Origin of the sequence: Planotetraspora phitsanulokensis, assembly GCF_016863295.1 — a bacterium.
Classification (GTDB): Bacteria; Actinomycetota; Actinomycetes; order Streptosporangiales; family Streptosporangiaceae; genus Planotetraspora; species Planotetraspora phitsanulokensis.
The window spans coordinates 203,240-215,413 of record NZ_BOOP01000011.1; the positions used below are offsets into that span (position 1 = coordinate 203,240).

Genomic DNA, 12,174 nt, shown 5'->3' on the forward strand with positions numbered 1-12,174 from the left:
GGAAAACGCTCGAGTCCAGGTCCAAAGGCCGAGCCGAGCCGGGCTAGAGAGCCGAGCCTCCGAGACGCCTGCTCACGGTTCCCGGCGGCGCCGTCCGGTGTAGGGATCGTCGTCGTCGCCGATCCATTCGCCCTCCGCCGGCCGGTCGAACCTCCCCTGGTCGCCCTCGCGCGCGGGAACCCGCTCGAGAGGGCCGGTTCCGTCGGCGTCCACAGGTTCGGCGGAGGCCACCAGCACGGTCTGCGGTCTGCGGTCCCCACTGGCGGCGAGCACGATGGAGGGGCGCCGGGCGATGGTGGCGGCGGTGCCTCTGACCAGCCCCCATGTGGTCGTCGCTGAAGCCCCTGAAGTCGTCGGCGCGAGACTCGGGAGCCGACGGACCGCGGCCGGTGTCAGGGCCGGAACGCCGGTCCCACCCCCGCCGGGACCCGACGTGACGGCACGCAAGCCGCCCGTCCAGACGCGGCCGCCCGCCCCCACGGACCGGGCGACGCCGCCACCGGCGCCGATCGGCGCCGCCAGAGCACCGGCGCCGGCGTACGCCGCCTTGCCGCGCTTCAACCGGCCGCGCACGTGAGCGCCCAGGAGCAACAGCACACCGACCAGCGCGAGCAGGATGCCGATGCCGGGACCGCTGAGCAGTGAACCGGACGGCTCCAGGACAGGTTCGATCGCTGTGGAACCGGGAGGCGCTACCTCGGGTGGGCTCGCGTCGTCGGCATCGGGCAGTTCGGGAAGAGTGAGGCCGGCTTTCGAGGTGCCCCCGGTGAGTCGCTGGAGGGGCGGCCGCGACACGGCCGTGGCCGTCGAGCCCTGCGCCGGACCGGAGGACGCCGCGGAAGGCGACGTCGCCGGAGACGTCGCCGGAGACGTCGCGGTCGGCGTCGGCGGCGGCGCGGCCGGGATGTTCACGTAAGAGACCGCGGATCCGCTCGACGCGACGGTGCCGCCCTGACCGTCGGAACGCACCGCCTGGACGGAGAACCCGACCCGCTGGCCGGCCGCCCCCGCGGGAACCGCGAGGCTGGCGCGGCAGGGCGAGCTCGAGCATGCCGACCCCACCGGGATGGTCTGCGACTTCTCCGTCGCCATGTTGAAGACCACGTAGGACCGCAGGTCCGGTTCGGAACCCTCGGCCCACGTGACGACCACGTTCGACGGGCCCGTGAGCTCGGCGCCGACGGCCGAAGGAGTGGCCGGGGGGCGGCTGAGGGTGAAGGTGGCCGTCTTGTAGGTCTTCTTCGTGATCTCTCCGCGGAGGGACACCGTGAAGACGCCGTTCGGGGCGGACCCGGGGTCGAACGAGCCCTTGATCGTCTGGTTGAGACCGCCCTGGGCGACCCTCTTCCGGGATACGGACGGCCCTTCGACGTAGAGGCCCATGCTCAGCTGCAGGAGGCCGGTCTGGGCCGAGACCGTCACCGGACCCGAGGTCTTGATGATCGCTCCCGGCGACGGTGAGGTGATGCCGCTGGGGGCCGCGCTCGCCGGAGCGGCGCCGACCAGCAGCACGGACATCGTCGCGAGCGGCACGATCCCCGCCGCCACGGCCAGGCTGCGAAGCGCGATCACTGCCCATCCCTCCGTCAAGAACGGCCAGGAACCCGATCCCGAGGAATCTTCAGAATGACCGGGAGTAGGGGAAACCATAGCCAGTCGTCCAGTTCTTGGACTCGGCGTCCAAGAAGTCGTGATTCTATTGCGACGAATACTCACGGTCACGTTTGGTGCAAACCTTCCATAACTGGACATATGGCTGGGCCGTCGGCCGCTCAGAGCCTCGGACCGACCGGACCGGCCTTCGCCACCGCGACAGCCGTACGCGTGCCGAAAAAGGGGAGCGCGAAACGCACGGAGACCGAGACCGTGGCGATCCCCTGCGAAATCGAGCACCGATTCGCTCGCGCCCCGTTGGCGGTCGCCACGGTCCGCGCCCGCGCGCAGGCCTCACCCTGAGCGGTCGCCGCCCGGGCCGCCGCGGCCAGCGCGCTGAGATCGGCCGCACTCTGAGCGCGGAGCGCTGCCACACGGGCGACCCCGACGTCCACGACGGCCATCGTCGTGATCCACACCACGGCCACAACCGTGACCATCCACACCGTCGCCGATCCCTCGTCGCGGCGTCCCCGCCTCATGGCTCCACGCCCGGCTCGAGAGCGGACACGGCCGACGCGCTCACCTCGACGGCAGGCGAAACCAGGCCCCATCGGGGCTGGACCCGGACGGCGACCTGGACGCGAGCCACCTCCGCGTCAGAGGTGACGTCGACCCTCGCGTTCGCCGGAGCCGACCGTGCGACGGCCTCGCGGACCGCACCGGCCGACTCGCCCCGTGCGGCGGCCCGGGCACCCGCCCGGGCCGCGTCCACACATTGGAGTTGTGCGCCGACGACGGCGACCGCCCACAGCGAAGCGGCCAGCACGACCACCAGTGCGGGAAGCGCGACGGCCGTCTCCGCCGTCACCGAACCCCGCTCCCGCCTCGTCCGGCCGGCGCCCGCCGGACTCCCGGGCCCCGTGGAGCTCGTCTCAGCCACAATGCTCGGCACGCTCAACTCCTCCCTTGCGCTTCCTGGAATTCGCCACGCACCCGATCAGCCGGCCAGCTTGAGCGCCTTCTGAATGAGCGCGGAGAGCATCGACCTGACCTCCGCACTTGTCACGATCTTGAACAGCAGCGCGGCGAACCCGCAGGCGGCGATCGTCCCCACGGCGTACTCCGCCGTCGACATACCGGCTTCGGCTCTCGCGCGGGCTCTCGTGAGTGGTCCTTCCTCGGCCCGCGGACGGGTGACTGGACGGACGGCGGGCCGGGCCTCGGCCGATGATGCGTCCGCGCGCGCCCTCGCCTGGCCTGTGGGCAGGTCTCCCACGCAACCTCCCCCGCAGGCGAGAAGCGTCCACTGGACCCCCGCCCAGCGCCCCACAGCCCGGGCGGCGCCGACCGCACTCCGGACTCCGGACGTCCATGCCCCGGCAACGGGACAGCCGGCTTCCCGTCCGAACGGCCTCGCCAGGGCGGCGAGCCACCCCCGCACACGCGAGCGGACTGGAAGGGCCCTCCCGCCGCCTCCCTGAACCGGCGTCTGCTCGACTCCGGGGAGTGTGGGCTCCGCTCTCCGACTGACCATCGGACCTCCTGACACCGTGGGGCGGACCACCCGCCCGCGACCGGAGCCACGTTGCTGGATTTCGCGCCGCCGCCTTCTGGGCGAATCGGCTGCTGTGGATGAGCGACTCCCCGGCCGACACCTGTGGATTACGGAAAGACCGAGGTGAAGCGGCGTTTCCCGCCGGTCGACCACATCCACTGTCCACAGGTGTGGACGGTCGCATCCACAAGGTCATGCCTGCGGGAACCAGCGGACGGCCGGCTCGTGGCTGGCGGCCACCGACCCACGGGCAGTCCTCAGCGGAGTCACGGCAGGAGGATTTGCGCTGCCAGGCCCGCGACCACGGGCACGATCCCCAGGAACACGAACGCGGGCAGGAAACACAGCCCCAACGGAGCCACCGCCTGGACTCCGGCCTTGCGAGCCACTGCCGCGGAGGCCGCCCGTGCGGCATCGCGCGCATCGTCGGCCAGCCTCGTAAGCGCGTCCGCGACGGGCGCCCCGTTCTGCGCGGCCCTGATCATCGTCCGGGCCAGCGCGCCCAGTGGCGGTTCGCTCGCGACGACCGCCCACACGTCCTCCGGGTCGGCCCCGAGCCTCACCTGAGCCGCCACCCAGGAGAGCCGCTCGCCGAGCGGGCCGCCGAGGGCTCCGGCCGTGGTCTCGATCGCGCCACTCAACGGCTGGCCGGCCCGCAGGCAGGCCGCCACGAGATCGGCGGCGAACGGCAGATCCGCGGCCATCCTCTCGCGCCGCCGGCGGACATCGGCCGGCTCACGTCTGCTGACGATCGCGAACACGCCACCGGCGACGAGCACGCCCGCCGCCACTCCTGGAACGCCGCCCACGAGCAGGAACACGAGGAACCCCGCCGGTACGGCGACCACGAGTCCCGGCCGCGGGACGTCCCCTCCAGCGCCGTCGCCTCTGCCGGGGCCGCTCGGCGAACTCCGGATCGCGCGGAGCCGTCCTTCCGGGGACACGGGAGCCGGCCAGACCAGCACCGCGAGCGCGGTGAGAGCCATCGCGGCGAACACGATCATGTCGCGCGCCCTCCCGGCTCCAGCCCTCGGCTTCCGCGAATACGCGGCTCCCGAGCACCCGATCCCCGACCCTGCCCACGAACACCCGGTTCCCGGGTGCCAGGCCCCCGACTACCCGCGTTCCAGGTGCCAGGCCCCCGATCGCCCGGCACCCGTTCCTGCGCTCGCCCTCGCCCTCGTTCTCGCCCTCGTTCACGCCCTCGTGGGGACCGTCCCTGTGCTCGCGCGACAAGGCGACCGGTCCACCAGACGCCTGTCGCATCGAGCGCGAGGCCCAGAACCAGGCAGCCGACTCCTGCCGGGCTGCCGAGGAGGAACGACACGGGACTCATTCCGAGGCCGGCCGCCATGAGCAATCCCAGCAGGGGAAGGCCCGCCAGCATGCGGGCGGTCGCCCGCGGACCCGCCAACTGCGCGGTCACGTCCTGCCGATGCGACTCCGCGGCGCGCAGCGACATCGCCAAGCGCTCGACGAGCGCCATGAGATCGCCACCCGCGCTCGCGCTCACACGCCAGCAGGCGGCGAGCCGCAGGAGACCCTCCCCGCCCGGCACGGATGCGGCTCCGGTGAGGGCAGCCGGAACGTCGCCCCCGTCACGCGCCGCGGCGGCCACCGGCAACAGGGCGGCCGCGTCGGACACGGTCACGGCGGCGACCGCCCTCACCAGGGCCTCACCCGCCTGTTTTCCCGCGGCCAGCTCGGCGGCCACGGCCTCGCACAGCTCGATGCACGCCGCCCGCCAGGCCGCCTCCTCTGCCATCGGACGCCGGCGGTCGACCAGCGCCTTCCACACACGACGGCCCGGTCTCGGTTCACGCACACCGATGACCGCGGCCAGCCTGGCCTCCGGCACGCTCGGCCCTGTGCTCACCCAGGCGGCGAGCACGGCAGCCAGTACGGCTACGACGGCCACGGGAGCTCCGGACAACGCCGGCGCAGCGCGTCCAGGGACGGGCCGGGGGCGACCCGGCCGTCGCCCCCGAACGTCAGAGCGGGCACGGCGACCACCAGCCCGGAGTCCTGACGTTCGAGCAGGCAGACCTCCGCCACCCTGCGGCGGCCCCCGCCGGGATCGCGAACGAGATGGACGACGATGTCGAGAGCGGCCGCGATCTGACTGTGCACGGCCTCACGGGAGAGACGGGCCGCGCACGCGAGCGCTTCCAGCCGGGCGGGGACATCCGTCGCCCTGTTGGCGTGGAGTGTGCCGCAACCGCCCTCGTGACCGGTGTTGAGAGCGGCCAGGAGATCGACTACTTCGGATCCGCGAACCTCTCCCACGACCAGACGGTCGGGCCGCATGCGAAGGGCCTGCCGTACCAGATCGCGAAGACCGACACCCCCGGCGCCTTCGAGGTTGGGCGGCCGGGCCTCGAGCCGCACGACGTGCGGATGGTGGGGCCGCAGCTCAGCGGAGTCCTCGACGAGGATCAGCCTCTCTCCCGGGTCGGCGAGGGAGAGCAGGCTCGACAGCAGCGTCGTCTTCCCGGTGCCGGTGCCGCCCGTGATGAGGAACGCCTGCCGTGCCGCCACGACCGCCCGCAACACCGCCGCCCCCGCCCCCGTGACGAGTTCCTCGATAGTGAAGACGCGGCGTGAGGGCAGGCGGAGCGACAGGCAGGTGCCGTCGGGCGCGATGGGCGGCAACACCGCGTGCAGGCGCACCCCGCCTGCCAGTCGCGCGTCCACGTAGGGGCAGGCGTCGTCGAGCCTCCGACCGGCAGCGGCCGCGAGACGCTGGGCCAGCCGCCGGACCTCCTCATCGCCGGGAAAGGTGACCGCCGTGCGGCGCAACCCGAGGCCGTCGTCGACCCACACCTCGCGCGGCCCGTTGACCAGGACGTCTGTCACGCCCGGCTCGGACAACAGGCTCTCGAGAGGGCCTGCGCCGATGAGCTCCGCCTTCAGGACGCGGGCGATCGCAAGGACCTCCGCGTCTCCCAGGACCGCGCGCTCGGCCCGCAGGGCGGCGGCCACCTGCGCCGCGGTGGGCGGGACGCCCGCTCGCGACAGCCGTACTCTGACGGCCTCCGCCAGCTCCGCCGGAACGGCGTTCACCGTGGTCACGAGGTGAGGCCCGACAGCAGATCGGAACAGAACCGGCCGAGCGGTGATCGGCCGAGCGGAGGCGGATCGCCGCGATCCAGCGTCTCGACGAGGCCGCGCGACTCGGGGACGAGCCCCGCGCAGGGAAGGCCCAGGGTCGCGGCGATGACATCCGGCTCGATGCTCCCCTCCCGGACGACCATCCGCAGGTCGCCGGTGTGACGACGCAGCAGCGCGAGCGTCTGGGCGGCGGCGAGGGTGCCCCTGACATCCGCCTGGACCACCACCAGCGTCGCCGTCGCCCTGGACAGCGCCTCCGCCGCTCCCTCGCCCACCGCGCGCGGGAGGTCGACGACCACCAGGTCGCACCCGCGCCTGGCGGCGTCGAGCACGGCCCGCATCGCCTCTCGTGGAATGTCCGCCGGCTCGCCACGATGCCAGGACAACACCGTGAGCTCCCCGAACGTCGGCAGCGCGTCCTGAAGCGCGGCGAAGCTGACCCGGCCCTCCCGCCCGACGACGTCCGGCCAGCGGGCTCCGGTCGCCTCCTCCTGGCCGAGGACGACGTCGATGCCCCCGCCCAGGGCAGTGCTTATGTTCAGGATTTCTGAAGGTCTGTCAACGGGAACTTGGGGACCTGAGAGCTCAATTTGGGCTCGTCAGGCCTCGAGTTCGCCTCCAAGTCGGGATGCGGATTCTTCCATGATCCGCCGGGCTGCGGTCGCGTACCGGACGGCAGTGGTGTCGCTCATGCCGAAGACGATGGCCAGATGTAGCGGGTCGGCGCCGTTCGCGAGGGCCTCGTCTAGGTGCCGGTCGACCCGGAGTCGCTCCAGGGTCGCTGGCAGGCCCCGGAAATGCTTTCCCACCCAGAACAGGCTCACGGGCTGGGTCTCGTGGGCAGTCTGCTGGGTGATGAGCAGATGCGGATTAGCGGTGTTCGGCCAGCGTTGACGTCGGTAATCCAGGTATTCCTGTATCGCGCGTGCGGTCACGTGATCGAGTGGCCGAGTGTGATCGTTGACAGTCATGCGTCGGTTGGCGAGATCGACATCTTCCAATGTCAGCAGGCAGATCGCCTTCCTGCGCAGCGCGTGAATAGCGGCGAGGACGAGGATGATCCGGTGAGTCGGTGTGCCTGCTCGTTTGATCGCGAGATCGAGCTCGGCCTGGTCGAGTGGCACGCGAGCGCGGTCAAGCGTGCCTCCAGGACGTAGGCGTGCGGCTGGGTTGCGGAAGATCACTTTGCGGCGCTTCAGGCACCCGAACAGCGAGCGCAAGGCCAGGATGGTGTGCCTACGCGGTGTCCCTGTGAGTGGCTTGATGGACTCGTGGAGGTCATCCTTTGTCACCTCCCGAAGGTGGTCGTAGCTCTGTGACCAGTGCTCGAGAAGCGGGCGGACGTAGGGCACGGCTGCGTGGATGGTCCGCTCTTGTCGTGGCCGCCGACGGGGCGTTCCGTGGCGGAGTTCGTTGATCCAGATCAATACGTCGCTGCGGATGCCCGACGCGAGACCAGAGAGTGCGCGATCAAGCCACAGATCGAGCGCTGCGGCCCGATCGTCGATCAGCAGTCCAATCTCCTCGAGGACGTCACAGACGCGCTCTACGGGGAGCTGGCGGGCGTGGAGCGGCATGACTTCTGATCGGCGGAGCCGGCCGAAGCCGGGGTATGACGACATGAGGATGACCAGGCCCCGGCGGGTGCGCTGGGTGACCTCGGCGGACCACCCGCGGGCCTCGCTCAGGCGAGCAGCTATCTGGGTGGTGTAGAGCACCCACGGTGCCGTGTACTCCGCGTGTTCCTTGGTGCGAAACCTGGTGAAGTCGCGTGCTGGAGGCTCGAAGAGTTCGAGTTGTTCGTCTTCGGGGAGTGTGAGCCGTACGGCTGCTGGCTTGGACCGCGGCTGTCCGCGGCGGTTGCCGTGTGGACGCATCACGCTGAGCGCTCGGTCCATGTTGGCCAGGAACAACTGGTGGTGCCCCGAGAGGGCCTGCAGATACGGCATCAGCGGCGTGTGATAGTCGCCGGCTTCGAGACGGGCCTGGTGGCGACACAGGCGGCAGTAGCCGCGGTACCGGTCTCCCTTGAAGATCGGAACTGTGCGACCGCATCCGGTGCACTGGCCCATCTCGTGGTTGCTTCGCCAGTTGTGACAGCCCCCGCACAGGGTCTGCGGGGATGGTCCCCAGCTGTGGCAGTAGGGGCAACTGGTGGGCGGCTTCCGGTTCCGCCAGTCCCGCATGATCATCGGGGTGGCAAAGTGCGGCCACTTCGAGGCCTTGGAGTGACGTCGCTGTCCTGGCCGACGGCCTTGGCCGGGGCGTGAGGAATCGGCTGAGGGAGTTTGTCGGGTTCTACGACCAGAAGGTCTGAGGGGGTGCAGTTCAGCACGGCGCAGATGACCGCGAGGTCGCTGAGCTTGATGCTGGCCGGCTGGCCCGACCAGAGGTTGGACATCTTGCCGGAGCTGATCTCGAGGCCTCGTTCAGCCAGCATGCGCTGCAGGTGACTGGCCTTCCAGATGTCACGTTGTGCTGCCGCCAGGCGCAAGTTCCACTTGATGCCGGTCATCGGAAGAGTCCTTCAAGTCGACGTTGGGCGCGTTTGTCGGCGGCCACCCAGGCGTCTTCGACGTGGGTGCGATGTGGGTGTATGTACCTCATGGTCGTGACCACCCATTGGTGTCCGAGTAGTTCCTGCACGGCCATCAGGTCCATTCCAGTGGTGTAGAGCTGAGACGCGCAGAAGTGGCGCAGGACGTGCGGGGATAGCCGCCCAGCCCAAGCTGGAAGGTGCCGTTCGACGACTTCCTCGAGGGAGGCGCGTAGCCGGTCATCGCTGATTCGCCTGTTCCCTCCTGCGGCATTCTTCCGCTCCGAAGGGAACAGGGGTGCGCCGTGCCGGGTGTGATCGTCACCGAAGGCGCCCCAGACGTCCTCGACGTACCACCGCAAGGATGTGTCGGCGTCGTTGATGAGGGGGACGACGCGTTCTTTGGGGCCGCTGCCATGGGCTCCCTTACCCTTGCGGACATGTAGCTTGCCGAAGCGGCCGAGCTTCCACTTCACGTCATGGATGTCCAGGTGACGGGTTTCGTTGATGCGTAGTCCAACGTCCGTGATCAGCCTGAGAGCGGTGTAGTTCCGAGCTGAAGTGGCGAACTTTCGGCAGCTGACGAGATCTTCACGCCAGCCGGCGAAGAGCCGTTCGACCTCCTCGGCAGTGGGTGGGATGCGTATCCGTCCCTGGTGGCCTCCTCTCGGCCTGTTCATCTCGTCCAGGGGCGACTCGATCGCACGGCCGGTGAGGTTGTACAGCTCAACCTTGTGGCGTAGTTCAAGGTATTCGAAGAAGATCGACAGAGTCTGGGCCTTGCCAGAACGGGTGCTCGGGGCGGCCCCGCGGTGGACGGCACCTAAGTAGCGATCGACATCCGCTGGTTCGAGTTCCCATAGTGGCCGCCCGAACCAGCGCCGGATCTGCTCCAGGTTGGACCCGTCGCGCTGGATAGTGAGGTCCGACAACCCGCTGGAGGCTCGCGCGAGCACGAACCCTGCGAAAACGTCCGTCTCGAAGTCGGCCAGTTCCTCAGCGGTCGCGGGTACTCGCGACTCTCGGAGATCTCGCACTGCGGCAAGAGCCATGCAGCCATCCACCTCCAAGCTCACTTGGACAGCAGTCTTCCGCCTGAAGCTATGAAAGTCTCAGGAATCATGAGACTTTAGCAAACCGTTGAGAAGCAAGGGGATGGCTTCATCAACTGAGGTCAGAGGTAGTGAAGGGGTTAGGTAGGGCGAGGGCCTTCAGGCGAACTCAAGGGAGATGTAACTGGGTCGGCGTCGACGAGCAACGTCCTCGCTCCCGTCCGGGAGGACGTGAGGGCCAGCGAGGCCGACAGGACCGTGGCCCCCGCGCCTCCGCTGCCGCCCACGACGCACAACACGGTGCCCGACCTGGTCACCGGGTCGGCGAGCTCCCCCAGTTCCTCGACGAGAAGCCGCTCCTCCTGAGGCAGTTCGAGCACCGCCTGCGCCCCCACGGCCACACATCTGCGCCACATGTCCGGGTCGTCGTGGACCCGGGTCACGAGCAGGACGTTCTGTCGTGGCGGCGGCGCGACCGCGGCCAGAGCGTCGGCGAGGTCACCTCCGACGACCACGAGCGGAGCCTGGGTCCAGTACGGCCGGGCGTGGCCCGCCGCATGGGCGACGTCCATCTCCACTCCGGCGGCCGCGGCGACGCGCAGCAGATCGTCGAGCAGTTCCTGGTCGTCGGTGATGGCCAAGGGCCGGTGCATCGGTCTCTCCCTGTCGGTCGGGGAGACCACCGTGCTCTGTCCCGCATCCCCGGCCGATGCCCGAACGCCGCTCTGTGGACGAGCACCCGGCCTGTGGACGACGGCGGCACGCGCAGGCAGGCCGTACCGCACAGGGAATCCAGGACGGAAGAGAAAGCAGGCGACCCCCGCTGGGGGGGATAGCGGGGGTCGCCAACCGGTCCGGCTCTGGGGGGGTAGAGCCGGTTCCGTTTTAGAGGAAAGTCATTGGAAGGGGGCCACCGCGTGGCAAGTCGCACATGCTAGGCCTCCTTCGGAAGAGACACACCGTATGCTGCCCGATCAATATGAGGTTCGTCGAGCATCCTCTCTAAACTGAGTCAGTTTTTTTCACTGAGTCAGTCTCGACTGTGGACATCCGCGGCCGGTTCCGGTAGGGCCGCCCGTCACACCGAGTGAAATCGACAGCCCAAGCGAGCTCCAACGGTGGAGACTCATCCTTACCGCCATAAGACCATACAAATACCTGTTTCCGGAAGACTGTGATCCTCGTAAAGGTCTTGGTCTCGGGGTTTCCAACCGAAGCAATCGGACGTAGAAAGGGCTTACGGACCTGAGGGTCCGCGTACGGCCGCAGGGCACCCACGCGCGACCAGCCGCGGGAGGCGTGCCGAGACGGGCTTGACCCGGTCCGGCAGATTCGAGGTGCACGCTTGGTAACCCAGCGTGACGTACCAGGGACGGCGTTCCATCACAGGGACGCCGTCCGCTTTGTCTCCGGCTGATCATCTCCACCACCTCCCCGCACCTCCCGCCCCACCGTTCCCCGACCCTCGATCTCAGTCAGCGCGACAATGCCTCGCAGACTGCGGTGGTCTCGCGGGCTCCCAGGACCGTGGCCTCGGCGCAGTGCCGCACCCACGTCCCCACGCCGTCGGCGGTGCCCGTGAGATAGGCCCGCAGGCTCTCGCCGTACGCGTCGCCGAGGTCGGCGTGGCCCACCTCGACGGCCACGAGCGACTTGGGGTCGAGCCCGTGCTCCACGAGCGTCAGCCGCGCGGCCGCTCTGGCGACCACACCGTCCACCACTCCGAACGGCCGGAGCACGACCAATTCGGCGTGCACGATCGCCGACAGGACGAGCGCCGGCGCCTGCGAGGCGGCCGAGACCAGCTCCGCCAGCGCGCTCATCCGCGCCGCGGTCTCCTCGGGACCCGGCGCGGCGCCGATTCCGAGCGGGTCGGCGGAGGTCGGCGCAATCCTCGGCCGGCCGGGATCCGCGGTCAGACCGGTCGCCGCGAGAGTGTGCAGCCGGGCGAGGACCTGAGGAGGGGCGGACCGCCACGTCTTGCCGAGCCGTCCGAGCTCGGCGGAGGCCCGCAGCGCGCCCTGCACGACGGGGTCGGCGACCTCGCCCCGCCGGAGCGGGTCCAGCTCCACCTCGACGCCTTCCAGCGACGCGGAGGCCCGAGCGCCGCGGAGCGCGGACTCCGCCGACACCTCGGGGCTCCTGCGACGGAGCAGCCGGTGTCCGTAGAGGCGGTCGACCGCCTCCCGAGCCTCCTGGACGGCCTGGGGCACGCCGGGCAGCTCGGCGATGGCGGCCAATGGGTCCTTCACAGGGACCGACCCTACCGGCCAGTAGGGGTCGTTCGGCGAGCCGGTTGAGCCGCTGAGCGCATGAAATGCTCT

General features: G+C 69.9%; 13 protein-coding genes. All 13 read right to left on the reverse strand.

Translation table 11 applies throughout. The features are described from left to right. Nucleotides 1–72 precede the first annotated feature (72 nt). Complete coding sequence (locus Pph01_RS15210; RefSeq protein WP_204073716.1) at nucleotides 73–1,572, reverse strand: hypothetical protein; 1,500 nt, start codon at nucleotides 1,570–1,572, stop codon at nucleotides 73–75. A 200-nt stretch (nucleotides 1,573–1,772) separates the two neighbouring features. Beyond that, nucleotides 1,773–2,135, reverse strand: coding sequence for an Rv3654c family TadE-like protein (locus Pph01_RS15215; RefSeq protein ID WP_204073717.1), 363 nt, complete (start codon nucleotides 2,133–2,135; stop codon nucleotides 1,773–1,775). Further along, nucleotides 2,132–2,548: a TadE family type IV pilus minor pilin gene (locus tag Pph01_RS15220; RefSeq protein ID WP_239116708.1), complete on the reverse strand. Its 417-nt coding sequence runs from the start codon at nucleotides 2,546–2,548 to the stop codon at nucleotides 2,132–2,134. The genes Pph01_RS15215 and Pph01_RS15220 overlap by 4 nt, the downstream gene beginning before the upstream one ends. Before the next feature lie 45 nt (nucleotides 2,549–2,593). Further along, nucleotides 2,594–3,130, reverse strand: a complete 537-nt coding sequence (locus Pph01_RS43320; protein ID WP_204073718.1) for a DUF4244 domain-containing protein — start codon at nucleotides 3,128–3,130, stop codon at nucleotides 2,594–2,596. Between the two features lie 287 nt (nucleotides 3,131–3,417). Next, on the reverse strand, nucleotides 3,418–4,155 hold the full coding sequence (locus Pph01_RS15230) for a type II secretion system F family protein (RefSeq protein WP_239116709.1): 738 nt from the start codon (nucleotides 4,153–4,155) through the stop codon (nucleotides 3,418–3,420). Then, nucleotides 4,152–5,069, reverse strand: a complete 918-nt coding sequence (locus Pph01_RS15235; RefSeq protein WP_204073719.1) for a type II secretion system F family protein — start codon at nucleotides 5,067–5,069, stop codon at nucleotides 4,152–4,154. Before Pph01_RS15235 ends, Pph01_RS15230 begins: the two co-directional genes overlap by 4 nt. After that, nucleotides 5,057–6,223 (reverse strand): TadA family conjugal transfer-associated ATPase, encoded by a 1,167-nt coding sequence (locus Pph01_RS15240; RefSeq protein WP_373315662.1) that lies wholly within the window; start codon nucleotides 6,221–6,223, stop codon nucleotides 5,057–5,059. The genes Pph01_RS15235 and Pph01_RS15240 overlap by 13 nt, the downstream gene beginning before the upstream one ends. After that, the gene (ssd, locus tag Pph01_RS15245; protein ID WP_204073801.1) at nucleotides 6,220–6,852 is read right to left on the reverse strand and encodes a septum site-determining protein Ssd; all 633 of its coding nucleotides are present in this window, start codon (nucleotides 6,850–6,852) and stop codon (nucleotides 6,220–6,222) included. Before ssd (Pph01_RS15245) ends, Pph01_RS15240 begins: the two co-directional genes overlap by 4 nt. Nucleotides 6,853–6,861: 9 nt before the next feature. Next, nucleotides 6,862–8,334: a site-specific integrase gene (locus Pph01_RS15250; protein WP_204073720.1), complete on the reverse strand. Its 1,473-nt coding sequence runs from the start codon at nucleotides 8,332–8,334 to the stop codon at nucleotides 6,862–6,864. Nucleotides 8,335–8,450: 116 nt separating this feature from the next. Then, nucleotides 8,451–8,777 (reverse strand): helix-turn-helix domain-containing protein, encoded by a 327-nt coding sequence (locus Pph01_RS15255; protein ID WP_239116710.1) that lies wholly within the window; start codon nucleotides 8,775–8,777, stop codon nucleotides 8,451–8,453. Continuing rightward, on the reverse strand, nucleotides 8,774–9,850 hold the full coding sequence (locus Pph01_RS15260) for a tyrosine-type recombinase/integrase (RefSeq protein WP_204073721.1): 1,077 nt from the start codon (nucleotides 9,848–9,850) through the stop codon (nucleotides 8,774–8,776). The genes Pph01_RS15255 and Pph01_RS15260 overlap by 4 nt, the downstream gene beginning before the upstream one ends. Before the next feature lie 140 nt (nucleotides 9,851–9,990). Continuing rightward, nucleotides 9,991–10,503 carry a septum site-determining protein Ssd gene (gene ssd, locus Pph01_RS15265; protein WP_204073722.1) on the reverse strand — a complete coding sequence of 171 codons (513 nt, stop codon included), beginning with the start codon at nucleotides 10,501–10,503 and terminating at the stop codon, nucleotides 9,991–9,993. An 822-nt stretch (nucleotides 10,504–11,325) separates the two neighbouring features. After that, entirely contained in the window at nucleotides 11,326–12,102 is a 777-nt protein-coding gene (locus tag Pph01_RS15270) for a Fic family protein (protein ID WP_204073723.1), read from the reverse strand. Nucleotides 12,103–12,174 lie beyond the last annotated feature (72 nt).

Excerpts from the sequence above, each read along its gene's own strand:
- Pph01_RS15215 (WP_204073717.1), bottom strand. The coding sequence starts at position 2,135 with ATGAGGCGGGGACGCCGCGACGAGGGATCGGCGACGGTGTGGATGGTC.
- Pph01_RS43320 (WP_204073718.1), bottom strand. The coding sequence starts at position 3,130 with ATGGTCAGTCGGAGAGCGGAGCCCACACTCCCCGGAGTCGAGCAGACG.
- Pph01_RS15230 (WP_239116709.1), bottom strand. The coding sequence starts at position 4,155 with ATGATCGTGTTCGCCGCGATGGCTCTCACCGCGCTCGCGGTGCTGGTC.
- Pph01_RS15250 (WP_204073720.1), bottom strand. The coding sequence starts at position 8,334 with ATGGGCCAGTGCACCGGATGCGGTCGCACAGTTCCGATCTTCAAGGGA.
- Pph01_RS15255 (WP_239116710.1), bottom strand. The coding sequence starts at position 8,777 with ATGACCGGCATCAAGTGGAACTTGCGCCTGGCGGCAGCACAACGTGAC.
- Pph01_RS15260 (WP_204073721.1), bottom strand. The coding sequence starts at position 9,850 with ATGGCTCTTGCCGCAGTGCGAGATCTCCGAGAGTCGCGAGTACCCGCG.
- ssd (WP_204073722.1), bottom strand. The coding sequence starts at position 10,503 with ATGCACCGGCCCTTGGCCATCACCGACGACCAGGAACTGCTCGACGAT.